Annotated in this window: 31 protein-coding genes; 5 read left to right on the forward strand and 26 right to left on the reverse strand. The window is 57.5% G+C overall.

Features of this window, described 5'->3' with window-relative positions; genetic code table 11:
• Window positions 1-27: 27 nt before the first annotated feature.
• From argB to MUY35_RS11060, 4 genes are all read left to right on the forward strand, one after another.
• The gene (gene argB, locus MUY35_RS11045) at window positions 28-888 is read left to right on the forward strand and encodes an acetylglutamate kinase (protein ID WP_248368016.1); all 861 of its coding nucleotides are present in this window, start codon (window positions 28-30) and stop codon (window positions 886-888) included.
• Window positions 889-955: 67 nt separating this feature from the next.
• Window positions 956-1750 carry a sterol desaturase family protein gene (locus MUY35_RS11050; protein WP_248368019.1) on the forward strand — a complete coding sequence of 265 codons (795 nt, stop codon included), beginning with the start codon at window positions 956-958 and terminating at the stop codon, window positions 1748-1750.
• On the forward strand, window positions 1687-2373 hold the full coding sequence (locus MUY35_RS11055; RefSeq protein WP_248368022.1) for a ferredoxin: 687 nt from the start codon (window positions 1687-1689) through the stop codon (window positions 2371-2373). Before MUY35_RS11050 ends, MUY35_RS11055 begins: the two co-directional genes overlap by 64 nt.
• Window positions 2370-2873, forward strand: coding sequence for a histidine phosphatase family protein (locus MUY35_RS11060; protein ID WP_248368025.1), 504 nt, complete (start codon window positions 2370-2372; stop codon window positions 2871-2873). Before MUY35_RS11055 ends, MUY35_RS11060 begins: the two co-directional genes overlap by 4 nt.
• A 91-nt stretch (window positions 2874-2964) precedes the next feature.
• Here MUY35_RS11060 and MUY35_RS11065 read toward each other — a convergent pair whose 3' ends face one another.
• The 18 genes from MUY35_RS11065 to rplO all read right to left on the reverse strand — a co-directional run bounded on the left by MUY35_RS11065 (window position 2965) and on the right by rplO (window position 18911).
• Window positions 2965-3750, reverse strand: coding sequence for an amino acid ABC transporter ATP-binding protein (locus MUY35_RS11065; RefSeq protein ID WP_282569254.1), 786 nt, complete (start codon window positions 3748-3750; stop codon window positions 2965-2967).
• A gap of 11 nt (window positions 3751-3761) precedes the next feature.
• Window positions 3762-5270 carry an amino acid ABC transporter permease gene (locus MUY35_RS11070; protein WP_248368037.1) on the reverse strand — a complete coding sequence of 503 codons (1509 nt, stop codon included), beginning with the start codon at window positions 5268-5270 and terminating at the stop codon, window positions 3762-3764.
• Between the two features lies 1 nt (window position 5271).
• Window positions 5272-6534, reverse strand: a complete 1263-nt coding sequence (locus MUY35_RS11075) for an ABC transporter permease subunit (RefSeq protein WP_248368041.1) — start codon at window positions 6532-6534, stop codon at window positions 5272-5274.
• Between the two features lie 123 nt (window positions 6535-6657).
• Complete coding sequence (locus MUY35_RS11080; RefSeq protein WP_248368044.1) at window positions 6658-7677, reverse strand: amino acid ABC transporter substrate-binding protein; 1020 nt, start codon at window positions 7675-7677, stop codon at window positions 6658-6660.
• A 207-nt stretch (window positions 7678-7884) separates the two neighbouring features.
• Window positions 7885-8601 (reverse strand): ATP12 family protein, encoded by a 717-nt coding sequence (locus MUY35_RS11085; RefSeq protein ID WP_248368047.1) that lies wholly within the window; start codon window positions 8599-8601, stop codon window positions 7885-7887.
• Entirely contained in the window at window positions 8598-9287 is a 690-nt protein-coding gene (locus MUY35_RS11090) for an HAD-IA family hydrolase (RefSeq protein WP_248368058.1), read from the reverse strand. The genes MUY35_RS11085 and MUY35_RS11090 overlap by 4 nt, the downstream gene beginning before the upstream one ends.
• Window positions 9284-10333, reverse strand: a complete 1050-nt coding sequence (locus MUY35_RS11095; RefSeq protein ID WP_248368061.1) for an RluA family pseudouridine synthase — start codon at window positions 10331-10333, stop codon at window positions 9284-9286. The genes MUY35_RS11090 and MUY35_RS11095 overlap by 4 nt, the downstream gene beginning before the upstream one ends.
• Window positions 10330-10707: a fluoride efflux transporter CrcB gene (crcB, locus tag MUY35_RS11100; RefSeq protein ID WP_248368064.1), complete on the reverse strand. Its 378-nt coding sequence runs from the start codon at window positions 10705-10707 to the stop codon at window positions 10330-10332. The genes MUY35_RS11095 and crcB overlap by 4 nt, the downstream gene beginning before the upstream one ends.
• 24 nt (window positions 10708-10731) lie before the next feature.
• Window positions 10732-11355 (reverse strand): cytochrome b/b6 domain-containing protein, encoded by a 624-nt coding sequence (locus MUY35_RS11105; protein ID WP_248368067.1) that lies wholly within the window; start codon window positions 11353-11355, stop codon window positions 10732-10734.
• A 42-nt stretch (window positions 11356-11397) separates the two neighbouring features.
• Window positions 11398-12720 (reverse strand): replication-associated recombination protein A, encoded by a 1323-nt coding sequence (locus tag MUY35_RS11110; RefSeq protein WP_248368069.1) that lies wholly within the window; start codon window positions 12718-12720, stop codon window positions 11398-11400.
• Window positions 12721-12779: 59 nt separating this feature from the next.
• Entirely contained in the window at window positions 12780-13391 is a 612-nt protein-coding gene (locus MUY35_RS11115; protein ID WP_248368224.1) for an autoinducer binding domain-containing protein, read from the reverse strand.
• Between the two features lie 184 nt (window positions 13392-13575).
• The gene (gene rplQ, locus MUY35_RS11120) at window positions 13576-14004 is read right to left on the reverse strand and encodes a 50S ribosomal protein L17 (RefSeq protein ID WP_247032943.1); all 429 of its coding nucleotides are present in this window, start codon (window positions 14002-14004) and stop codon (window positions 13576-13578) included.
• Between the two features lie 150 nt (window positions 14005-14154).
• Window positions 14155-15171 carry a DNA-directed RNA polymerase subunit alpha gene (locus tag MUY35_RS11125; protein ID WP_091431958.1) on the reverse strand — a complete coding sequence of 339 codons (1017 nt, stop codon included), beginning with the start codon at window positions 15169-15171 and terminating at the stop codon, window positions 14155-14157.
• Window positions 15172-15276: 105 nt separating this feature from the next.
• Window positions 15277-15666 (reverse strand): 30S ribosomal protein S11, encoded by a 390-nt coding sequence (gene rpsK / locus MUY35_RS11130; protein WP_248368072.1) that lies wholly within the window; start codon window positions 15664-15666, stop codon window positions 15277-15279.
• Between the two features lie 15 nt (window positions 15667-15681).
• The gene (rpsM, locus tag MUY35_RS11135) at window positions 15682-16050 is read right to left on the reverse strand and encodes a 30S ribosomal protein S13 (protein WP_248368076.1); all 369 of its coding nucleotides are present in this window, start codon (window positions 16048-16050) and stop codon (window positions 15682-15684) included.
• A 287-nt stretch (window positions 16051-16337) separates the two neighbouring features.
• Window positions 16338-16982 (reverse strand): adenylate kinase, encoded by a 645-nt coding sequence (locus tag MUY35_RS11140; protein WP_248368078.1) that lies wholly within the window; start codon window positions 16980-16982, stop codon window positions 16338-16340.
• A complete protein-coding gene (gene secY / locus MUY35_RS11145; RefSeq protein ID WP_248368081.1) occupies window positions 16979-18334 on the reverse strand; it encodes a preprotein translocase subunit SecY in 1356 nt (451 codons plus the stop codon). The genes MUY35_RS11140 and secY overlap by 4 nt, the downstream gene beginning before the upstream one ends.
• 106 nt (window positions 18335-18440) lie before the next feature.
• A complete protein-coding gene (gene rplO / locus MUY35_RS11150) occupies window positions 18441-18911 on the reverse strand; it encodes a 50S ribosomal protein L15 (RefSeq protein ID WP_248368085.1) in 471 nt (156 codons plus the stop codon).
• Window positions 18912-19288: 377 nt separating this feature from the next.
• On the opposite strand from rplO, the gene MUY35_RS11155 reads away from it, so the two are divergent.
• Window positions 19289-20125, forward strand: a complete 837-nt coding sequence (locus tag MUY35_RS11155) for a class I SAM-dependent methyltransferase (RefSeq protein WP_248368087.1) — start codon at window positions 19289-19291, stop codon at window positions 20123-20125.
• An 83-nt stretch (window positions 20126-20208) separates the two neighbouring features.
• On the opposite strand, the gene rpmD is transcribed toward MUY35_RS11155, so the two are convergent.
• From rpmD to rplX, 8 genes are all read right to left on the reverse strand, one after another.
• Window positions 20209-20397, reverse strand: a complete 189-nt coding sequence (gene rpmD, locus MUY35_RS11160) for a 50S ribosomal protein L30 (RefSeq protein ID WP_248368089.1) — start codon at window positions 20395-20397, stop codon at window positions 20209-20211.
• A 12-nt stretch (window positions 20398-20409) separates the two neighbouring features.
• A complete protein-coding gene (gene rpsE, locus MUY35_RS11165) occupies window positions 20410-20979 on the reverse strand; it encodes a 30S ribosomal protein S5 (protein WP_248368098.1) in 570 nt (189 codons plus the stop codon).
• A 110-nt stretch (window positions 20980-21089) separates the two neighbouring features.
• Window positions 21090-21449 (reverse strand): 50S ribosomal protein L18, encoded by a 360-nt coding sequence (gene rplR, locus MUY35_RS11170; RefSeq protein WP_248368100.1) that lies wholly within the window; start codon window positions 21447-21449, stop codon window positions 21090-21092.
• An 11-nt stretch (window positions 21450-21460) separates the two neighbouring features.
• Window positions 21461-21994, reverse strand: a complete 534-nt coding sequence (gene rplF / locus MUY35_RS11175) for a 50S ribosomal protein L6 (protein ID WP_248368102.1) — start codon at window positions 21992-21994, stop codon at window positions 21461-21463.
• Window positions 21995-22004: 10 nt separating this feature from the next.
• Complete coding sequence (rpsH, locus tag MUY35_RS11180; RefSeq protein WP_248368105.1) at window positions 22005-22397, reverse strand: 30S ribosomal protein S8; 393 nt, start codon at window positions 22395-22397, stop codon at window positions 22005-22007.
• Window positions 22398-22410: 13 nt separating this feature from the next.
• Window positions 22411-22716 (reverse strand): 30S ribosomal protein S14, encoded by a 306-nt coding sequence (rpsN, locus tag MUY35_RS11185; protein ID WP_248368116.1) that lies wholly within the window; start codon window positions 22714-22716, stop codon window positions 22411-22413.
• Window positions 22717-22735: 19 nt separating this feature from the next.
• On the reverse strand, window positions 22736-23299 hold the full coding sequence (gene rplE, locus MUY35_RS11190) for a 50S ribosomal protein L5 (protein WP_248368118.1): 564 nt from the start codon (window positions 23297-23299) through the stop codon (window positions 22736-22738).
• The gene (rplX, locus tag MUY35_RS11195) at window positions 23299-23604 is read right to left on the reverse strand and encodes a 50S ribosomal protein L24 (RefSeq protein ID WP_248368120.1); all 306 of its coding nucleotides are present in this window, start codon (window positions 23602-23604) and stop codon (window positions 23299-23301) included. Before rplX ends, rplE begins: the two co-directional genes overlap by 1 nt.

The raw sequence follows: 23604 nt of genomic DNA on the forward strand, positions 1-23604 counted from the left end.
AACACGGGGTGGCACGAGGAATAAAAGATGAAGACGCAAGAAATGAACCGCGACTGGATCGCCACCGCCCGCACTCTTTCCCAAGCCCTGCCCTATTTGCAGCGCTATGCTGGGGCCACTGTTGTCATCAAGTTTGGCGGCAATGCCATGGGCGATGACGAGGCGATGGCGAGCTTTGCGCGCGACATTGTCCTGATGCGTCAGGTGGGCGTGATGCCTGTGGTCGTGCATGGCGGCGGGCCGATGATCAACTCCATGCTGGATCGGTTGCAGATCAAAAGCGAGTTTGTGAACGGCAAGCGTGTGACGGACGCCGCCACCGTTGAAGTGGTCGAAATGGTGCTTTCAGGCAGCGTCAACAAGCGGATCGTGCAGGCGATCAACGCAGAAGGCGGCAAAGCCGTCGGGCTTTCGGGCAAGGACGCCAACCTTGTGATATGCGACCAGTCCAACCCCGATCTGGGCTTTGTCGGCACGCCGGTCGATGTGGACGTGTCCGTTCTGCACGATCTGGCCACCACTGAAACCATCCCGGTCATCGCCCCATTGGGGGCGGGCCGCAACGGTGAGACGTTCAACATCAACGGTGACACGATGGCCGGGGCAATCGCGGCTGGCCTGAAGGCGGACCGCTTGTTGCTTTTGACTGATGTCGAGGGCGTCAAGAACGCGGACGGAGAGGTTCTGACCGAACTGACGCCCACGCAAATTCGCGAGATGACGGCCGCGGGCGTGATTGCTGGGGGGATGATCCCCAAAACCGAAACCGCGCTTGCTGCGATTGACGGCGGCGTGCGGGCGGTGGTCATCCTTGATGGACGCGCGCCCAATGCCTGCCTGCTGGAACTTTACACCGATCACGGTGCAGGGTCGTTGATCCGCGCCTAGACGTCGCGGCACAATTCGTCGCGGGAATGTGTCTTGCGCTTGGGTGGGTAGTCCATAAATACGCTGTATGGAATATGAACTCATCCTTCGCCTTGGCACGTTTCTTGGCCTATTCGCGCTTTTCGCAACTATCGAGGCCAAAGTGCCGCGACGGCCGCGCACCCAACCAAGGCAGACGCGTTGGTTCACCAATTTGTCGATCATTGTTGTCGACACCCTGACCCTGCGCTTGATGAATGTTCTTCTGCCCTTGTTGGCCGTCGGTGCAGCTTTGGATGCTGCCGCCCAAGGCTGGGGGCTGTTCAACATGATCACGCTGTCCGTCTGGGTCGAGGTCATCGCCGCCATGGTGATCCTTGATCTTGCCATCTGGGCGCAGCACCTCGTCTTTCACAAAGTGCCTGTCTTGTGGCGCCTGCACCGCGTGCATCACGCCGACCGCGATTTCGACGTGACCACCGCGCTTAGGTTTCACCCGGTCGAGATTGCGGCCTCGATGATCATCAAGATCGGGGTTGTCTATCTGATCGGCGCACCCGCGCTTGGCGTGATCTTGTTTGAGGTCGTGTTGAACGGCTCGGCCATGTTCAACCACGCCAATATGCGTCTGCCGCTGGGTCTGGACCGCTGGCTAAGGCTGATCCTCGTCACCCCCGACATGCACCGCGTGCACCATTCCGTTCACCGGGACGAAACGGACAGCAACTATGGCTTCTGTCTGTCGATCTGGGATCGTATATTCAAGACATACACGGATCAGCCCCGCGACGGGCATGACGACATGGTGATCGGGCTGCAATGGCAAGACGACAATCCATCAAAACTGGGCTGGAGCCTGATGCTGCCGTTTCGCCGGAAATGACGCTGGAGCGGCTGGCGCGGGATGCGCGCGCCGTTCAGTTGGACGTGTTCGGCGTGTTGCATGATGGGCCGGATACGGTGGTTCTGCTTGGGCCGCATGAGCCCGGTTTCTGGGCGACCTTCACCGCAAGCCCTGAATACGCCGATCAAGCCGCAGACCCGATGGATCGTTGGTCCAAACGCACGATCGGGAACTTGGCAAACCGCTGGCGCGGGACTGCGGTCTTTCCATCCGATGGTCCGCCCTATCCACCGTTTTTCGACTGGGCGTTGCGATCTGGTCGGGCGTGGCAATCCCCCGTGGCGTTATTGGTTCATGATACGGCGGGGCTGTGGGTCAGCTATCGCGGCGCGGTAAGGGTGCCGGGCCATCTGACCTTGCCAGACGCGGTGGCACGCCCCTGCGACGGGTGCGCTGCCCCGTGCCGCACTGCTTGCCCGGTGGATGCGCTGAGGGCGGCACACTACGACGTTTCGGCCTGCATCACCCATCTGAACGGGCCCGACAGCGTCGATTGCATGGGGGAAGGATGCGCGGTTCGCCGCTCTTGCCCTGTCAGTCGGTCTTATGGCAGGTTGGCCGCTCAGTCTGCCTTCCATATGAAAGCATTTAACCCGACATGACACTGACACTGATCCTGACCCGACATGCGAAATCCAGCTGGGGCGATGCTGATCTGGAAGATCACGCCCGCCCGCTGAACAAGCGGGGACGCGCATCGGCCAAGGCGATCGGGCGTTGGCTGGTCAGCAAGGCGCTTTTCCCGGACACCGTGCTGTGTTCCGACGCCGAACGCACGCGCGAAACATGGGCGTTGATCGCTGACAAATTCGTTGGTGCGCCGAAGGCTACGTATCTTCGCGAGCTTTATTTGGCTGACCCGGACACGATGCTGGCGGCACTCAAGAAAGCACAAAGCGAAACGGCGATGATGATTGCCCATAATCCGGGCTCGGCATATATGGCGCGTCGGCTTGCCTCCGAGCCTTTTGCCCACGCGAAATTCTTTCACTATCCGACCGCCGCGACAGCCGCAATCGAGTTTGACGTGGACAAATGGGAAGACGTGGATTGGGGCACAGGCCGGGTGGTCGACTTCGTTGTGCCGCGTGAATTGATTTAGCGACGACCCACACAGGCACGGCCCAACAGCGGGCATAGAAAAAGCCCTGCCGGATGATGGCAGGGCTTTCGTTTTTCTTACTTATCAGGGCTCAGAGGATCTGGCTCAGGAACAGTTTGGTGCGTTCGTTCTGTGGGTTGTTGAAGAACTCTTCCGGTTCGTTCTGTTCCACAATCTGGCCCGCATCCATGAAGATCACGCGGTTGGCGACTTCCTTGGCGAAGCCCATTTCGTGGGTGACGCACAGCATGGTCATGCCTTCTTCGGCAAGCTCTACCATGGTTTCCAGCACCTCCTTGATCATCTCGGGGTCAAGTGCTGAGGTGGGTTCGTCAAACAGCATGATACGCGGCATCATGCACAGCGAGCGGGCGATGGCCACACGCTGCTGCTGCCCCCCCGACAACATGCCGGGGTATTTAAGCGCCTGTTCCGGGATCTTCACCTTCTCAAGAAAATGCATCGCAATTTCTTCCGCCTCTTTGCGGGGCGTTTTGCGCACCCAGATCGGCGCCAGCGTGCAGTTTTCCAGAATGGTCAGGTGCGGGAAAAGGTTGAAGTGTTGGAACACCATCCCCACTTCCGAACGCACCTTATCCACGTTCTTCAAGTCCGAGGTCAGCTCGGTCCCATCGACGATGATCTGCCCTTCCTGGTGCTCCTCCAACCGGTTGATGCAGCGGATCAGCGTGGATTTACCGGACCCTGATGGCCCCGCGATGACGATCCGTTCGCCTTGATAGACTTTCAGGTCGATGTCACGCAGCACGTGAAAGGCACCATACCACTTGTTCATGTCACGGATTTCGATGGCAACTTCGTCCGAGACTTCCATCTTGGAACGGTCGGCGTGGGTTTCGAGAGTAATAGACGACATAGGTCGCTCCTTTAACTATGGTCCGTGCGAAGTCGACGTTCGAGATACATCGAATAACGCGACATCGAGAAACAGAAGACGAAGAACATGAAGGCGATGAAGCCGTAAAGCTCCCACACCACCCCGTTCCAGTCCTGGTCTGCACGGATAGCATTTGACAGTCCCAACGGATCAAGCAGGCCGATGATCGACACCAGCACCGTGTCTTTGAACACGCCGATAAACGTCGACACGATCCCGGGGATCGAGATCTTCAGGGCTTGCGGCATGATGATCAGACGCTGGGCTTTCCAGTAGTCCAGCCCAAGCGCATCCGCGGCCTCGTATTGGCCTTTGGGAAGGGCCGCAAGCCCGCCCCGAACGACCTCGGCCATATAGGCTGCGGCGAACAGGGTCACCATGATCAGCACCCGTAGGATGATGTCAAAATTGGTGCCGGGTGGCAGGAAGATGTTCAAAAGCGTGGACGCCACGAACAGAAGCGTGATCAGCGGCACACCGCGAATGAACTCGATAAAGCCCACGCACAGCGCCTTGACGATCAACAGATCGGATTGACGCCCCAAGGCCAGAACGACGCCAATGGGCAACGAACAGGCAATGGCCACGACGCCGATGGTGATCGACAACATGAAGCCCCCGAAGTTCCGGCTTTCGACGGGTTCAAGAGCCAAAAGGTTCTCTGCCCCCGGCCCTTCTCCAATCGTAAACAATGCATCCAGTTGATCAACCATCGGAGCCATAAGTAGGAGCCACCAGATCAGCGCGGCCAACACTGCGATGATCAACCCTGCAAGACTGCCAACGACAGGAGCAAGGAAGCGGTAGGCGAAGTAACCAACCACAAAACCCAGTGCGGCACCAACGGGCAACCAGATCGACCCACCCCACAGCAACCAAGGCGCGATGAAGGGATAGATCGCCGAGAAGATAAAGGGGTTGGGCAGACGCTTGGCCCCGGATTCGATTTCGGCAGCACGATCCTCTTTCGACGTGGTGAAGGCCTTGAAGCCAACGAAGCCAGCCGCGCCAAGAAGCAGCAGACCCGCGATGATACCCAATGCACCACCAAGATAGAGCCCCGCCAGACCAAGCACAGCCAGCAGCAACACCCAGTTCATCCGACGCGAGATCATGTTGAACAGCACCGGGATCAGCGCCACGAACAAAAGCCCAAAGCCGACGATCGGGCGCCAACGCTCTGCTTCTGGATAGAAGCCGAACAATAGCTGCACCCAGCGTTCACGGATTACGCCCCAGCAGGCAGCACCATGACCGCCATCAGCGCCAAAAATCTCGCGACATTCATTCAGCGAACCGCTGTTCCAGGTCGGCGCGAAAATCCAAGGCAGAAGTGCGGACAGAATGTACCACAGGAAAATGAGCGACAGGATGGTCAGGATCGAGTTGCCAACTCCATTGAACAGATTGGCGCGGATCCAGCCGACAAACCCAATCTGCGATGCAGGTGGAGCGCGTTCAGGCAACATTTCAGAGCGAACGTAGGACATATCAGACATATCAGCGCTCCTTCAGCTTCACGGATTCATTGTACCAGTTCATCACCGCCGAAATCGTCAGCGAGATGGTCAGGTAGACCAGCATCAGCAACAAAACCGTTTCAAGCTCGCGGCCTGTCTGGTTCATTGTGATGCCACCCAAAGTGCCCGTGATGTCCATGTAACCCACGGCAATCGCCAGCGAGCTGTTCTTGGTGAGGTTCAGGTAATTCGAAATGAGCGGCGGGATGATCACCCGCAGCGCTTGGGGCAGAACCACAAGGCTCATGGTGCGGTTCGGACGCATGCCCAAAGCACCGGCAGCTTCGGTCTGTCCCTTTGACACGGCCAGAATACCAGACCGCACGATTTCGGCGATGAAGGCCCCGGTGTAAAGCGACAGCGCCAACCAAAGCGCAATAAGCGAATTGCGCAGGTGCGTGCCGCCCTTGAAGTTGAAGCCCTTCAGCTCGGGATAGCCGAGGTAGAACCCCAAAACGGCCAGAACCAAAATGAACGGAACAACAATGGCGCCAACGCGCAAGTGCCATGTGCGCGGCCGCTCACCCGTTGCCTCTTGAATAACATCGGCGCGACGTTTGATCAGCACTGAGGTCAGAATGCCCGCGATCAAAACTGCCAGAAGCGCCAGCAAGTCAAGGCTGACATCAAATCGTAGGGCGGAAGAGCCCAGAAGGTGGATATCACCCAAGCTACGCGAGAAAAGTGGCTCGGGGATATAAACACCCCGGTTCGTAATGGCCACAGTGTCCCACAGGGACATGCTGGCCTCGCCTTTGCGGAACGCACTTGGTTGCGGCAGTGTTTCGATCAGTACCGCCATTATGAACACGATCCACAACAGAACCGGGACATTGCGGAAGCCTTCCACATACACAGCGGACAGGCGCGCGACGATCCAGTTGGGCGACAAGCGCAAGACGCCGACGATCACGCCGATGACTGTTGCAGCAATGCAGCCCATGGCTGCCACAAGAAGCGTGTTCAGAAGCCCCATAAGGGACGCGCGCAAGTGCGAATCCTGTGAATTGTAATCCAGAAGTCGTTGATTGATGTCATAGCCTGCGGGTTCAAACATGAAGCTGAAGCCGGGTTCTTTGCCAAGATCAGCAAGGTTCTGGGCGGTGTTTGAGAGCAGCCAGCCGATCAGCATCAGAAAGCCGATCAAGGCGACAATCTGAATGGTCATCGAGCGGTACCGGCTGTCATACAAAAGCATGGATAGTCGGAACTGGCCCTGATGAGGGTCGGTTGTAGTTGTCATAGAAGACGTCCCCGTTGCCCTTGGCTTTATTTTTTAAATGTGCGGATTGAGCCGCTGTGCCAAGGTGCGTTTAGATAGAACTGAAAAGGGCGTGGAAGAACCACGCCCTTTCCAAAGATATTCTTAGCGGAACGGCGGCGAGTAGATCAGACCGCCATCTTTCCACTGAGCGTTCAGGCCACGGGCCAAAGCGATCGGTGTGCTTTCGCCAATGTTTTTAGCGAACACTTCACCATAGTTACCGCCCGCCATGATAGCGCGCTTCGCCCAGTCAGCATCAAGGCCGAGCATTTCGCCCAAGTTTCCTTCGGTGCCCAACATACGGTTGATTTCCGGGTTGTCGCCGGCAGCCGCCGACAGCTCGCCGATATTGGCCGATGTGATGCCCAGCTCTTCTGCCGAGATCAAAGCGTTCAGCGTCCAGCGAACAATGTCGCCCCATTCGTTGTCGCCGTGACGGACCAATGGGCCCAGCGGCTCCTTCGAGATGATTTCAGGCAGAACGACGTGGTCCGACGGGTTTTCGAAGGTGGCGCGCGTTGCTGCCAGACCCGATGCGTCGGTGGTGTAGGTGTCGCACGCACCAGCAAGATATTGCTGCTGACCTTCGGCGTTGGTTTCGATCGGCACGGGTTCGTAGCTGATGTTATTTGCGCGGAAGAAATCCGCCAGGTTCAGCTCGGTGGTGGTGCCGGTCTGGATGCAGACGGTTGCGCCGTCCAGATCCTTGGCCGAGCTTACGCCCATCTCTTTTGAGACAAGGAAACCCTGACCGTCATAGTAGTTCACGCCAATGAAGTCGAACTTCAGGTCGACATCGCGCGACAGCGTCCATGTGGTGTTACGTGCCAGCATGTCGACCTCGCCCGAAGCAAGGGCGGTGAAACGTGTTTTGCCGGTGGTCGGAACAAACTCGACCGCGTTGGCGTCGCCAAGCACAGCAGCTGCGACTGCACGGCAGAAGTCGACGTCGAAACCTTCCCACTTGCCGTTTGCGTCCGGCGCGGCGAAGCCAACAAGACCGGTGGTCACACCGCAGTTCAGCTTGCCGCGCGCCTTGACGTCATCAAGGGTCGCAGCTGCCGATGCACCAGCAGCAATGCTGGCGACTGTCAGTGCGCCAAAAAAAACGGTTCTTTTCATAATTACCTCTTCCTGATCGTTGCCCGTAGTTTCGGGTTAATTCGCAGCCATTGTGGCCGCAACCATGTTTACGAAAGGGGTACCCCCCTTTCAACATGGAAAGAGTTTGAAAGAATTGATCAGTTATCGTCAAGGGCAACATCGTGAATTGCGATACTTAACCAAGAGGAAAGCAAGAATATTATCAAAGCTAAGGTATTGGTTGCGTTATGTTTCGCGGCGGCTGGCGTGGAAGAACCATGCGGCGTTCACAATCTCGATACGTTTTTTCTCTGCAAGTTCCGAGGCTTCTTCATCGACGCCCCATTGTTCTGCCTGCCAGACCTCGTCCAGACGAGAAATTTCCCATGCCTCATCGGCAGATATCCTTTCGGCGGTAACGGCGAATGCCAATACCAGAGAGCCACTGATTGCAACAAGATCGTGAAAGCCCGTTAGTTCGAAATCAGACAGTAAATGCACCCGTCCCGCGAGCCGATTCAGCGCGTTGCTATCCTGCGGTTGATGGATGATTCCCGACACAGGCAGCAAGCGCGCGCCCAAGGCATCGGACGCCCAGTCCAAAAGCGGGTCCCATCGGTCGGCCTGACGCACCACAAGGCTTTCGGGTTCAGCGGCGCGATAACACAGAAGGTCGCAGTCACCATAGGCGGCCAGCATATCGGCCACCTCGGTAAACTGATGTGCGACCTTATCCAGCGCCGAATTCGCCATTCGGGTGATCGGCATGGTCGCAGGGTCGACCTGTTCACCCTGCGCGTCCCATTCCTTGGCGATGGCCTCTGCAAGGGTCTGGGTTGGCACTTGAAGCAAGGTCTTTGCTGGCGTTTTGATCAAGCGGCCATCAAGTTCAACAGTGAAACCTTCGTCTGTCGCGACCGCTTTTGCGTCCTTCCAAAAGCGCTTTGCTGCCCAACCGCTCATGCCTTCCCCCAAAGTTTGTCAAGCGCCGCAGACAACTCGGCGTAGGTGTCGATCAACAGATCGGCACCGGCTGCCAACAAGCCTTCGCGCGGATGATAGCCCCACGTCACGCCGATGGTGCGGTAGCCCGCTGCCCGGCCCATTTCCATGTCAAAACTCGTGTCACCAATCATCACTGCATTTGCAGCCTCGGCACCGGTTTCAGACAATGCGGCGTGCAACATCGACGGGTGCGGTTTTGACGGGTGGTTGTCCGCCGTCTGGCTCGTCACAAAGAAGCGCCGCAAGTCATGTGCGTCATAGGCATGGTCAAGCCCGCGCCGCGCTTTGCCAGTCGCGACACCCAACAACACTTCGTCCTGTTTGTGCAATGCGTCCAAGGCTTCGCGTGCACCGCGATAAAGCGGGGCCGCAGCCTCGCCCCCTTTTTCGGCGCGCAGCTTGATAAACATGTCTTTGTACTGCTGTGACGCCTCGGCAACACTTGCTTGCGACAGGCTGGGCACAAGGCGTTCAATCGCATCGTGTAGCGACAATCCGACGATCGACAAAATCTCGGCGCGGGTGGGCAGTGCGACGCCCATCTCGCCAAAGGCGCGGTTCATCGCCTCGACGATGAAATCCTGACTGTCGATCAGCGTCCCGTCGACATCGAAAACCACCAGACGCAAAGGAGGCGAGGTCATTCCAGTTCCTCGAACGGGTCGGCGGGCACGTCGCCATCCTGCCACCCCATGTAATCCCACGTCCGCTGCATATGTTCGGGCAACGGTGCGGTGATTGTCATGGGTTTTTTGGTAACCGGATGAGTGAAACTGATCGAGCGTGCATGAAGGTGCAGCTTCTTGGACAGCTCGCCGCCCAACTGTGCGCCCCAGCCGTCCCCAAGGTTTTCCTGACTTGATCCGCCGTATTTTCCGTCACCCGCGATCGGGTGCCCAAGCTCGGCCATATGGGCGCGAAGCTGGTGGGTGCGACCCGTCACGGGCACCAATGCCACCCAAGCGGCCCGGCTGCCAAGTGTCGTCAGCACAGCGTAATCGGTGGTCGCACGCTTTGCTCCGGGCGTTTCATCAACATGGCGCGGGTGAACGCAGACCATCTTTTCACCCTCGCCCTTGCCACCATGGCCGGGCGCTTTGACCAGCCCCCAGCGCAATGTGCCCCAGCGGGGTTGTGGCACGCCGGCGACGATGGCCCAGTAAATCTTGCGGGTGTCGCGCGCGCGGAAAGCTTGCGTCAGTTCGCCCGCCATTTTTTGACTGCGCGCCAGCAGCAACACGCCAGACGTGTCCTTGTCCAGCCGGTGCACAAGGCGCGGCTTGTCATCACGGCCAAATTTTAGTGCTTCGGCCAACCCGTCCACATGGCGGGTCTGTTTGCTTCCGCCCTGACTTGGCAGACCCGGCGGTTTGTTCAGCGCAATGATGTGGTCATCGCGATACAGCACACAGGACTGGATCAGCTTTGCATCCGCATCGCTAACACGCGGCTGGGGTTTGGGGCGGTCCTGCGCGTCCGACGTGTCAGGCAGCGGCGGCAGGCGAACCTCGGCCCCCGGACCAACTCGGGTCGATGGTTTGACCTTCTCGCCATCCACGCGGATTTCGCCCTTGCGACAGGCCCTTTCAATGCGGCCCTGCCCAACATGGGGGAAGTTGCGCCGCACCCAGCGATCTAGCCGCTGTTCGGCGTCATCGGCCGCGACGGTGATGATTTGAACGCCGCTCATGTCAGCACCATACGGGCTGCAAACAGCCCCGCAAAAAGCCCCGCGAGCGACAGCACTACAGACCCGACCACATAGGAACCAGCCGCCGCGATCTGACCGCGCTCATACAGCGTTATCGCATCCAGCGAGAAAGCCGAAAACGTGGTGAAGCCGCCCAGAAGCCCCGTCATCAAGAACGGCGCCGCCGCCTGACCGCCTTTGCGTGCCAAAGCCACGACCAGAACGCCCATCAGAAACGAGCCGATCACGTTCACGACCATCGTGCCTGCCGGGAAGCCATGCCCCAGCGCGCGCGTTACAGCGTTGCCGGTTAGATACCGTGCCGAGGCACCGATTGCGCCACCAAGTGCGACTTGAATAAGGGGTGTCATCATGGGGTCTAACTCGGATGCGCGGGCTCAGTTGTCAAGCATTGCATCGGATTTTGGTGGTGCCTTTGGGTGGTCGTCGCGCACCTCCTTCCAGCCTGTTATCATTGGGCGGACCAGATCTTCGTCTTTCCAAAAGCGGTAATACAGGATCGCGCCGATATGCAGCCCGACAAGGGCCAACAGAAGCTTGGAAGACAGCCGGTGTGCGCTTGCCGCCCAGCGCGCTGTGTCGAATTCCACCCAGCGTGCAAGCGGCCCGACATTCACAAAATCATCCGGGTCGGCAATCAAACCTGTCGCAACCTGCAATGCGAGCACCGCCAGCATTGCAAAGACGGACAAGGCCCCGACCGGGTTGTGCCCCGGCCAGTGGCTTGGCACGCGTTTGGCCATCCGTTTGATATAGACCAGCGTCGTTGCCGGCCCATAGATGAAGGTGCGAAAACGCACAGGTTGCGGCCCTCTGAACCCCCAGTAGATCCGAAGAACCAACAGCGCGGCCACCGTATAACCCATGTAGTAATGCACCGACAGGACCGTCGGGCCAAACCGACCCAACGACCACCCAGTGACCACGGCGACCACAAGCGACCAGTGAAACAGGCGCGTGACGGGGTCCCAGACCCGTTGCTTTCGCGACTTATGGCTCATAGCGGTTCCTTGTCCTTGGGGGCGTGGGCTTGGCGATGATGATCAGTCGGACCGTTTGGATCGAAGCCGCGCGAAATAATCGGTGCGCTTCTTTAATTCGCGTTCAAACCCGCGTTCAACTGGCACATAAAAGACGCCGCGCTTGACCCCATCGGGAAAATAGTTTTGCCCCGAAAAGCCATCCGGCGCGTCGTGGTCATAGGCGTAACCTGCGCCGTAGCCCTGATCCTCCATCAACTGAGTGGGCGCGTTCAGGATGTGTTTGGGCGGAGGCTCCGACCCGGTTTTCTTAGCCGCTGCCATTGCCGCCTTGTAAGCCACATAGGCGGCATTGGATTTCGGGGCGAGCGCCAGATAGGTGACGGATTGCGCCAACGCCAGTTCACCTTCAGGGCTGCCAAGGCGTTCATATGTCTCCCACGCGTCCAGACAGACGCGGTGGGCTTGTGGATCAGCCAGGCCGATATCCTCGACCGCCATCCGGGTGATGCGCCTCGCCAGATAGCGGGGGTCTTCGCCACCGGTCAGCATCCGCGCCAGCCAATACAGCGCTGCATCGGGGTCCGAGCCGCGCACAGATTTGTGCAGGGCCGAGATCAGGTTGAAATGTTCATCCCCCGATTTGTCATAGACCGCGGCCCGCTTCATCAGGCGCGACGACAGCCCGGCGACATCCAGCTTCTTGTCGATTTTCCAAGCGAAAACTTGTTCGGCAAGGTTCAGAAGCGCACGCCCGTCACCATCGGCCATTTCCAGCAAGGCCTCGCGCGCCTCACCCGTCAGGGGCAAGGGGCGGTCCAACTCTTGTTCAGCCCGCTGGGCAAGGCGTTCAAGATCAGCCAGCGTCAGGCGGGTCAGCACAAGAACCTGCGCACGCGACAACACGGCGGCGTTCAATTCAAATGACGGGTTTTCCGTGGTGGCGCCGACCAAAAGAATAGTGCCGTCTTCCATATGCGGCAGGAACCCATCCTGCTGGGCTTTGTTAAAGCGGTGAACCTCGTCCACGAACAGCAATGTGCCCTGCCCGTTCGACCGCCTGTGGCGTGCGGCCTCGAACACCTTTCGAAGCTCAGGGACGCCGGTGAAAATCGCGCTGATCTGAACAAAATGCAGATCCGTTTCCTGCGCCAGCAACCGCGCGATGGTCGTTTTGCCAACACCGGGCGGCCCCCAAAAAATCAGCGAGCCAAGACTGCCCGACGCAAGCATCGTGCCCAAAGGCGCGTCCGGGCCAAGAACCTGCTCCTGACCAATCACCTCGGACAGCGTGCGGGGTCTCAGCCGGTCGGCCAGAGGGCGCGGGGCGGATTTCGCACCGTCGACCGCGTCCATCGCAGGGTCGTTATCAAACAGATCAGTCATGATCCAAATCTAGGGGTCGGACGCGCGCGTTAAAAGGCGAAAAGACCACCGGGGCCAGATCACAGCAGGTTATATTCCTGCGCGCGCTGGATCGCTTCGGCGGTTGTACGCACAAACAGCCGGTCGCGCGCGCTGCGCAACCGCGCCTTCAAGGCACTTTCCGAGATACCCAGAAGCGAGGCAGCTTCGGCATGTCGGCTGCCTTTGGCAATCAGCCGCAGCGCCATCCGCTGGGCAGAGGTCAGATGCTCGGGCGGAGTGGATTTCTCATGCAGCTCAATAACCAACTTGTGAATTTCGGTGATCTCGTCATCGGTGAATTCGCGGTCATCGCGCGCGAAACCGCCAATGGTGCGCGACGAGGTGTCGCCATGCGAAACGGCCACCCCGTAATGCAACCCGAAGCCTGCGGCCTGCGCCAGAATTCCGTGCGGGTCGGGCAGATCAAGCGCGCTCCACCGAATGGTGCCTTCGTTGCCGAAGCCCCAGAAGACCATCGGGTCGGCCAGCATATAGCCCTTTTCGGTGTAGACTTGGCTCCAACGCGGGTCATAGGTCTGAATCATGATGTGGGCCGAAGCATAGCGGATGTGCAAACCCAGCGCATAGCCCTTTGGCGCCAAGTCAGACAACTTGGCCAGCCCCTGATCAAGACCAAAATCTTCGACCATCATTTTTTTCCCCAATCCCCAGCACCTATCCTTTTAGACAGTCGCGCCAGAGTCAAACAACTTAAAAGTGTTGCGGAGGTTTTCAGGGCGGGATTGCGCGCCGACCACATGTTTCGGGGCCTACCAACAAAAAACCCCGCACGAAATCGCGCGAGGTTCTTGTGGGCCAGTATTTGGACCGATCTTATTCGCCAGCTGCGTCCGCAGCTTCTTCTGCTTCCAAACGCGCACGATCAGCAGCGCCTTTGGCGTCGGCATCGCGGTCAACGAATTCGATGATCGCCATCGGCGCCATGTCGCCATAGCGGAAGCCAGCTTTCAGAACGCGAACATAACCACCTTGGCGCTCAGCGAAGCGCGGGCCCAAAACGTCGAACAATTTGGCGACGTGCTGGTCTTGTTTCAGACGCGACGCAGCCTGACGGCGGGCATGAATGTCTCCGCGTTTGGCCAGCGTGATCATTTTTTCAATGATCGGGCGCAGTTCTTTTGCTTTCGGCAGAGTCGTTTTGATCTGTTCGTGTTCGATCAGCGAACCAGCCATATTTGCGAACATCGCTTTGCGGTGTTCATGTGTGCGATTCAGGCGGCGGTAACCACGAGCGTGACGCATTTTCTTAATCCTTCTTTGGTGCTCTTGAGTGAGCGGTGCTTTGTCTGAGAACCGATGCGTGTCGGTCCCTCTCCTTGGGGCAGGATCGCCCAGATGTTCCCCGCCAAGTGCGGGCATGTGGGGGGCCAGAAACCCGGCCCCCGTCGATGATCAGAACTGATCTTCGAATTTCTTAGCAAGCTCTTCGATGTTCTCAGGCGGCCATTCTTCGACATCCATGCCGAGGTGCAGACCCATGCCCGAAAGCACTTCTTTGATCTCGTTCAGCGACTTGCGGCCGAAGTTCGGCGTGCGCAGCATCTCTGCTTCGGTCTTCTGGATCAGATCGCCGATATACACGATGTTGTCGTTCTTCAGGCAGTTTGCCGAACGGACAGACAGTTCCAGCTCGTCCACTTTCTTCAGCAAAAGCGGGTTGAACTCGAGCCCATCGTCTTCGTCCTGACGACCAGCCGCTTCCGGCTCGTCAAAGTTCACGAAGATCGACAGTTGGTCCTGAACGATGCGCGCGGCAAAAGCCACGGCGTCTTCCGGGGTGACCGACCCGTCGGTTTCAAGCTTCAGCGTCAGCTTGTCATAGTCCAGAACCTGACCTTCACGGGTCGGTTGAACGTCATAGCTGACTTTCTTGACCGGCGAATAGATCGCATCGACCGGGATCAGGCCAATCGGCGCATCTTCCGGCTTGTTCTTGTCCGAGGCAACATAGCCCTTGCCAGTGTTAACGGTCAGTTCCATGAACAGGTCGGCGCCATCGTCGAGGTGACAGATCACGTGATCTTTATTCAGAATCTCAATGCCAGCGGTTTCCGAGATGTCGCCAGCAGTGACAACCATCGGGCCTTTGGCTGAAATCGACAGGCGCTTGGGGCCTTCGACTTCCATGTTGATCGCAACACCTTTGAGGTTCAGCACGATGTCGGTCACGTCTTCACGTACACCGGCAACCGAGCTAAACTCGTGCAGCACGTTGTCGATCTGAACCGAGGTGATGGCCGCACCTTGCAGCGAGCTCATCAGCACGCGGCGCAGGGCGTTGCCCAAGGTCAGACCAAAGCCGCGTTCCAGCGGCTCGGCGACAACAGTTGCCTGACGTGCAGGGTCGTTGCCCGGCTTGACGTCCAGCTGTGTAGGCTTGATCAGTTCAGCCCAATTTTTGTGGATCATGCGTCCCTCCATACTTGTCCTGTCCCGATGTCCAAAGGGCAGGACGCCCGAGGTTAAAATGACGGAAACCGGGCCGCGACAACCGCAGCCCGGCGAAAATACTGATTATACGCGGCGACGCTTCGGCGGGCGGCAGCCATTATGCGCAATCGGAGTCACGTCACGGATTGATGTGATGTTGAAACCGACGGCAGCCAGCGCACGCAGGGCCGATTCACGACCCGAACCGGGGCCCTGAACTTCGACTTCCAACGTTTTCACGCCGTGTTCCTGTGCTTTCTTGCCTGCGTCTTCAGCGGCCATCTGGGCAGCATAAGGGGTCGATTTGCGCGAACCCTTGAAACCCATGGTGCCAGCCGACGACCACGCAATTGCGTTGCCTTGAACGTCCGAGATCAGAATTTTTGTGTTGTTGAACGAGCTGTTCACGTGGGCAACGCCCGACGCGATATTCTTACGCTCTTTTTTCTTCGTACGAGTCTTTTCGCGAGCCATCTGTCGAACCCTCCCTTACTTCTTCTTGCCAGCGATTGCTTTCGCCGGACCTTTGCGCGTGCGCGCGTTGGTATGAGTACGCTGACCGCGTACGGGAAGGTTGCGGCGATGGCGCAGACCGCGATAGGCCCCCAGATCCATCAGGCGCTTGATGTTCATCTGCGTTTCGCGACGCAGGTCACCTTCTACGGTGAAAGTCGCGTCGATATGTTCACGGATTGCCAGGACTTCAGCGTCCGACAATTCGTTTACACGACGGCTAGGGTCGATTTTCACGGCTTCGCAGATGGCTTTGGCCGAAGTATGACCAATTCCGGTGATATATGTCAGGGCGATCGGGACCCGCTTGTGGGTCGGGATGTTTACGCCGGCAATACGTGCCACGTGTCACTTTCCTTTTCGTTGCGGTTCCGTAGCTCCGGAACCTTTTTTCACAACGGAAGCCCGCCGGATTAGTCCTGCGGGCCGCGCTGAATTTCTGGTCTGGCAGTCTAGGGGAGCGACCCCCGAACACATGCCGATTCCCGTTAGGGATGGGGTCACTTAGTAGGGATTGCCTTGGGCGTCAACCCGTCATATCCTTCGGGTCGGGGAATCTGGCATCCCTGCCCTAAAAAGAACAAGCGCCACTAAGAAAAAGCGGCGCTTGAGAAGCTCTTGGTCAGGCAAGATCAGGCGTCCAGAACGCCCGCGATTTCGGCCTTCACCTCGTCAATTTCGCCCAGCCCATTCACAGACTGCAAATCGCCTTTGGCGTGGTAATACCCAATCAACGGCGAGGTCTTCTTGTAGTATTCCATCAGCCGCGTGCGCAGGCTTTCTTCGTTGTCGTCTGCGCGGCGTTTGAAGTCAGTGCCGCCGCAGTTCGAACATTTGCCATCTGCCGGGATTGGCTTCGAGATATCGTTATATCCCTCGCCGCAATTGCCGCAGGTCGACCGCGCGGTGATCCGCGACACCAATGCGTCGTCGTCCACCCGCATTTCGACCACTGCATCCAGCTTGGCACCATGTTTTTCAAGCAACGCGCCCAACGCATCCGCTTGGGCCAATGTGCGCGGGAAGCCGTCAAAGATGAAACCGCCCGCTTGGTCACCTTCCAGTTTCTCGTCGATCAGGCCGATGACGATCTCGTCTGTGACAAGCTCGCCCGCATCCATGATCGCGGCAACCTTCTTGCCCATCTCGGTGCCTGACGAGCGCGCATCGCGCAGCATGTCACCTGTCGACAGCTGGATCATTCCACGCTCGTCGACCAGAATTCGGGCCTGAGTGCCTTTGCCGGCACCCGGCGGTCCAAGCAGAATGATATTCATTTACGCGAAGGCCCCTTCTTGGCACGTTTCTTGCCGCGAAGCTGCGATTTCTCGATCAGGCCTTCATATTGGTGCGCCAGCAGATGCGATTGAACCTGTTGGATCGTATCCATCGTCACCGACACAACAATTAGCACCGAGGTTCCGCCGAAATAGAACGGAATGGCCAGTTGGCTACGCAGGATTTCCGGCAGCAGACAAACAGCGGCCAAATAGCCCGAGCCCAGAACCAAAAGGCGGGTCACAACGTAGTCTAGGTATTCCTCGGTTTTCTTGCCGGGGCGAATGCCGGGCACAAAACCGTTCTGGTTTTTCAGATTGTCCGCAACCTCGTCCGTCTTAAACGCAACTTCTTTGGTGTAGAAGAAGGTGAAGAACACGATCATCGCCGTGAAAAACAGCAGATAGAGCGGCTGTCCGGGGCCAAAATAGGCGAGTAACGTCGACATGACGGGCCCTGCTTGGCCTGATGAGAAGGTCGAGACCGTTGTCGGCAGCAGCAATAGCGCAGACGCGAAGATCGCGGGGATAACACCAGCGGGGTTCACCTTGATCGGCAAGTGGCTGGAGCCACCATCATAGACTTTCATGCCCACCTGACGGCGCGGATACTGGATGTGAATCTTGCGCAGAGCACGCTCCATAAACACGACGAACCCGATCACGGCGACGATCATCACCAGAACGCCAATGATCACCGCAGGGCTGATCGCACCCGACCGACCTGACGCCAGGAATTGTGCCATAGCGGCCGGAATTTCGGCCACGATGCCCACGAAGATGATCAGCGAAATACCGTTGCCAATGCCGCGTGCAGTGATCTGCTCACCCAGCCACATCAGGAACATGGTGCCGCCCACAAGGGTAATGACACAGGCGGCAATGAAGAACCCGCCGGGGGTCGTGACCAAATCACCAGCTTGCAGGCTGTTTGCCAGCGCAAAGGCCTGACCGGTGGCCAGCAGAACGGTGCCATAGCGGGTGTATTGGTTGATCTTCTTGCGACCCTGTTCGCCTTCTTTCTTCAACTGCTTCAGGGGCTCCCACATGGAAGACAGAAGCTGCACGATGATCGAGGCAGAGATGTAGGGCATGATGCCAAGGGCAAACACACCCATACGGCTCAGCGCGCCACCGGTGAACATGCCAAGCACGCCCGCGATGCCGGATTGAGCTTGATCCATGAATTCGCGCAGGGCGGCGCCGTCGATCCCCGGAATGGGTATATAGGTGCCAATGCGATAAATGATCAGAAGCCCGATCGTGAAGAATATCCGCTGACGCAACTCGGTCGCCTTACCAAAGGCGCCCCAGCTCATGTTTGCGGCCATTTGTTCTGCTGCAGATGCCATAAGGCCCCCTCGATCCAAGTAAAACGCCGCCGGACCGTTCCCGGCTCCGGCGGCGCTTGAAAACATAGCAAGATATGTAAGGGGCAGCGTCGCCCCTCACAAGGTCTTATTCAGCTGCGGCCGGCGCTGCGACGGTCAATTTTCCGCCAGCTTTTTCGACAGCTTCGACAGCTGATTTCGACGCGCCGGTCACGGTGATGGTGGCTTTGGCAGAAATTTCGCCTTTTGCCAGCACACGGATGCCGTCCAGCTTGCGACGCACCAGACCCGAAGCAACCAATGTGTCTTCGGTGATGTCTTTTGCGTCGAGCTTCTTCTCGTCGATGAATTTCTGGATCAGACCCAGGTTGATAACAGCAAATTTTTTGCGGTTCGGTTTATTAAATCCACGCTTGGGCAGACGTTGATAGAGCGGCATTTGGCCGCCTTCATAGCCTTTGATGGCCACACCCGAACGGGCTTTTTGACCTTTGATACCACGGCCACCCATTTTACCGGTGCCGGAACCCGGACCACGGCCAATGCGTTTGCGGGGTTTGGTTGCGCCAGGATTGTCGCGCAGTTCATTCAGTTTCATATCGCTTCTCCTTTGCCGGAACTGACCCATGAAGCGTAAGGGGCCAAACGCGGCTTTTCTTGGTTTTGATTCTGTGACGCAACACGCCACCGGGGGCGTATAGACCCAAGTAGACCGCCACGCAAGTCTTGCGTCCGCTACGGCATGACAGGCAGCCCCGGCCCGCACGGATTGTTCGGCTGAGAGCGGCCAACCCGGACCTGACAAGGCGGCGACCACGTTAGGGAAACGGGTATCGGTCACGAACCCCATACGACCTCCATTTGATTGAGAGATAACCCAATTTGCAAACTATGAGATTTGATAGAAAATTTGTGCTACAGAAGCGCCTGAGGCTTTGCACTTCCCCCGCGCTCCATATCCAGAGGAACAACTTCATGGAATTGAATTTCGCCGATTTTGCTGACAACAAGCCACATTTGCGCGACCGTATGGACGAACGATCAAAGCGTATCGTCGTTGAAAACCTTGACGCCTTCCAGAACAAATCAGTTTTGGATATCGCTGCCAATAATGGTCGTTGGACCTATGCAGCGGCTCTTGCTGGTGCCAGCCACGTGACAAGCATCGAAGGCCGGGCTGAACGGGTTGCCGATGCAAAGGACTTTCTGACGAAACATGGCTGCATCGACAAAGTGTCGCTGAACACAGGCGACATGTATGACTTCTTGTTTGAAAACAAGGGTAAGAACTTCAACACCGTGCTGTGTCTGGGAGTCTACTATCATGTGATGGACCACTCTTTGTTCCTGAAGATGATGACCCAGCTCGATCCCCAAACCATCATCATCGACAGCGGTTTTGTGCGCAGCTTCCGGTCGCAGGTTCACGTTCAATACGAAGACCCAAGCCTGCACTTGAATGCGTTGGCCAACTATGAGGGGCAAAAGTACGAACCTGTTGGTTTCATCTCACTTGGCCTTATGATCCAGTTGGCATGGAACCTCGGTTACAGCTGCCGCCCTGTTGTGTGGGATCCAAAGGATGTTGGGAACAAGAACGCTGTCCACGATTACATGATCGGTAAACGCTATACTTTGCGCCTCGAAAAAATGGACGGGCATTATGATGCCGACTGGAAGACACACTGGCAAAAAGCGCTTGTTGCTTTGGACCCTTCTTTCGAAAACCTTTTCGACAAAGAGACCCATGACCCAGCTTCGGATGAGCGGTCTCGCTATCCACAACGGCACTTCCCATTTACGTTCCTCTGAAACATTTGCAGAGCTTGAACGAAAACACCCCGGCCATTTCTGACCGGGGTGCTTCAATCTCACAAGAGTAGCTTAGCCGAAGCTCAGCCCTTCTCTTCGATGATCTCAACCATGTGCGAGATCGAGGAAACCATGCCGCGCACGGCGGGAGTGTCTTCGAGTTCACGGGTTTTGTGCATCTTGTTCAGGCCCAGACCAATAAGCGTTTGGCGCTGTTTGGCGGGGCGGCGGATCGGTGATCCGACCTGCTTGACGACGATGGTTTTAGCCATGGTTCAGTCTCCTTACGCGTCTTCGGCTTCGGCAGCTGCCGGAGCTTCAGATTTGGCACCCAGGATGTCGGCGACTTTCTTGCCGCGACGTTGGGCGATCATGCGGGGGCTGGCTTCTTTTTGCAGCCCGTCGATCGTGGCGCGGATCATGTTGTAGGGGTTTGCAGACCCCAACGACTTGGAAACAACGTCTTTGATGCCCAGCATTTCGAACACGGCACGCATCGGACCACCGGCGATGATACCAGTACCTTCCGGGGCGGTCCGCATAACCACTTTACCAGCGCCATGACGGCCTTCGATATCGTGGTGCAGGGTGCGGCCTTCACGAAGCGGCACGCGGATCATTTGGCGCTTGGCTTGCTCGGTGGCTTTGCGGATGGCCTCGGGGACCTCTTTCGCTTTACCTTTACCAAAGCCTACGCGGCCTTTTTGGTCGCCAACAACGACAAGCGCGGCGAAGCCAAAGCGCTTACCACCCTTAACGGTTTTCGACACGCGGTTGATCGCAACCAGACGATCGGCGAATTCCGGAGTTTCGTCGCGGTCGCGACGGCCCCGGCGGTTATCACGTTCTGCCATCAGGCATTCCTTTCATGGTGGCGCGGATTGGCGCCGTTTATCTCAATCCTGGTGAGCGCGGAATGCGCCCCCGGATCATCGGGGCGGCGAGAACGCCGCCCTCAGGTTTTTTAGAACTTCAAGCCACCTTCACGCGCGGCGTCGGCCAGAGCCTTCACCTTGCCGTGAAACAGGAAGCCACCGCGGTCGAAGTAGCATACTTCGACACCGGCTTTTTTGGCTCGCTCGGCGATCGCAGTGCCCACTTTGGCGGCTGCTTCGACGTTGTTTTTGCCAACCACGCCCAGATCCTTCTCGAGGGAAGAAGCCGAGGCCAGGGTGACGCCATTCACGTCGTCGATCAGCTGAGCGCTGATGTTCTTGTTCGAGCGATGCACCGACAGGCGCATTTTGCCTACGTTGTGCTTGCGCAGACTGTTCCGGACGCGCAGGCGGCGCTTGAGGAACAGGGTCCGTTTGCTGTTTGCCATCTGTCTGGTCCTTACTTCTTCTTACCTTCCTTGCGGAAGATATACTCGTCTTTGTATTTGATACCTTTGCCTTTATAAGGCTCGGGTTTCCGCCATGCGCGGATATTAGCCGCGACTTGGCCGACGAGTTGTGGATCGATGCCTTCAACGACGATTTCGGTCTGCTTCGGAGCGGTCACGGTAACGCCCTCCGGTGCAACAAAATCAACGTCATGCGACAGGCCGAGGTTCAGTTTCAGGACGTTGCCCTGCATCTGAGCACGATAACCAACACCGTTGATTTCCAGCTCTTTCTTGAAACCGTCGGTGACACCGGTGACCATGTTGGCAACCACTGTGCGGCTCATGCCCCACTGCTGACGGGCGCGCTTGGATTTACCACGCGGCGCGACATTAAGCTGGTTGTCCTCAACGGTGATGGTGACATCATCGGTTGCGGTGAAGCTCAGGACGCCTTTCGGGCCCTTCACTTCTACGGTCTGACCCGACTGCGTAACTGTTACGCCAGCGGGCAGCTCGACCGGTTTCTTACCAATACGAGACATTCAGACCTCCCTAGAAGATGGTGCAAAGCACTTCGCCACCAACATTTTGGCTGCGAGCGTTTGCATCAGACATAACGCCTTTGGGGGTCGAAATGATCGAAACACCCAGACCCTGACGGACCTGCGGAATTCCTTTCACGCCCATATAGACGCGACGGCCAGGGGTCGAAACCCGCTTCAGTTCACGGATAACCGGAACACCGTCATAGTATTTGAGGCTGATTTCGAGGGTGGGGTGCCCACGCTCGTCAGTGCCTTTTTCGTAGCCGCGGATGTAGCCTTCGTCGGCCAGTACATCCAGAACCCAAGCGCGCAATTTGGAAGCAGGTGTCGAAACAACTGACTTACCGCGCATTTGCGAGTTGCGGATACGGGTGAGCATATCGCCGATAGGATCGTTCATATCTATCTCTCCCTTACCAGCTTGATTTCACCATGCCGGGGATTTGGCCATTCGAGCCAAGTTCCCGCAGCGCGATCCGCGACACTTTGAGCTTACGATAGTAAGCGTGCGGACGACCGGTCAGCTGGCAACGGTTGTGCAGCCGGGTCGCCGAGCTATTGCGCGGCAGTTTTGCAAGCTTCAGGCGAGCGGTGAACCGCTCTTCCATCGTCTTGCTCTCATCGTTTGCGATCTCTTTCAGCGCAGCACGCTTGGCGGCGTATTTTTCCACCAGCTTCTGACGCTTCTTCTCGCGTTCGATCATTGCTTTTTTAGCCATGTCTATTCCTTCCCGCGGATCAGCTGTTAAAGGGCATGTTGAAGTGCTTCAACATACTCTTTGCTTCCGCGTCGGTGTGCGCGGTGGTGGCAATCACGATGTCCATGCCCCAGGTCTCATCGACTTTATCAAAGTCGATTTCCGGGAACACGATATGCTCTTTCAGACCCATGGCATAGTTGCCACGACCATCAAAAGAGGTGCCCGGAACGCCGCGGAAGTCGCGGATACGAGGCATCGCAATGGTGATCAGACGGTCCAGAAATTCATACATCCGGTCACCGCGCAAGGTCACTTTCGCACCCAGCGGCATGTCCTCGCGAACACGGAAACCAGCGATGGATTTCTTGGCCTTGGTCGATAGAGCCTGTTGGCCAGCGATCACAGACAGGTCAGCAACAGCCGACTTGGCTTTTTTCGAGTCACGAACAGCTTCAGCACCACAACCGATGTTCAGAACGATTTTATCCAGACGCGGGATTTGCATGTCGTTCTTGTATCCGAATTCCTCTTTCAGGGCAGCGCGAATGCTGTCCTTGTAAAGGGCCTTCAGGCGGGGGGTGTAATTTGCAGTATCCAGCATCAGACAGTCTCCCCTGTGGTTTTGGCGAAACGCACTTTCTTGCCGTCTTCCTCGCGGAAGCCCACGCGCGTTGCTTTGCCGTTCTTGTCCAGCAGAGCCAGGTTCGACAATTGGATCGGCATCGCTTTCGGGATGCGGCCACCTTGTGCGGTCTGGCTTTGGCGGGTGTGGCGGATTGAGATGTTCACGCCGTCAACGACAGCTTTGCCAGCTTTCGGGTCAACCGACGAAATCTCGCCCTGCTTGCCCTTGTCTTTGCCGGCCAGAACGACAACCTTGTCGCCTTTTTTCAACTTAGCAGCCAT

The sequence above is a fragment of the Aliiroseovarius sp. S1339 genome (genome assembly GCF_023195695.1).
GTDB lineage: Bacteria > Pseudomonadota > Alphaproteobacteria > Rhodobacterales > Rhodobacteraceae > Aliiroseovarius.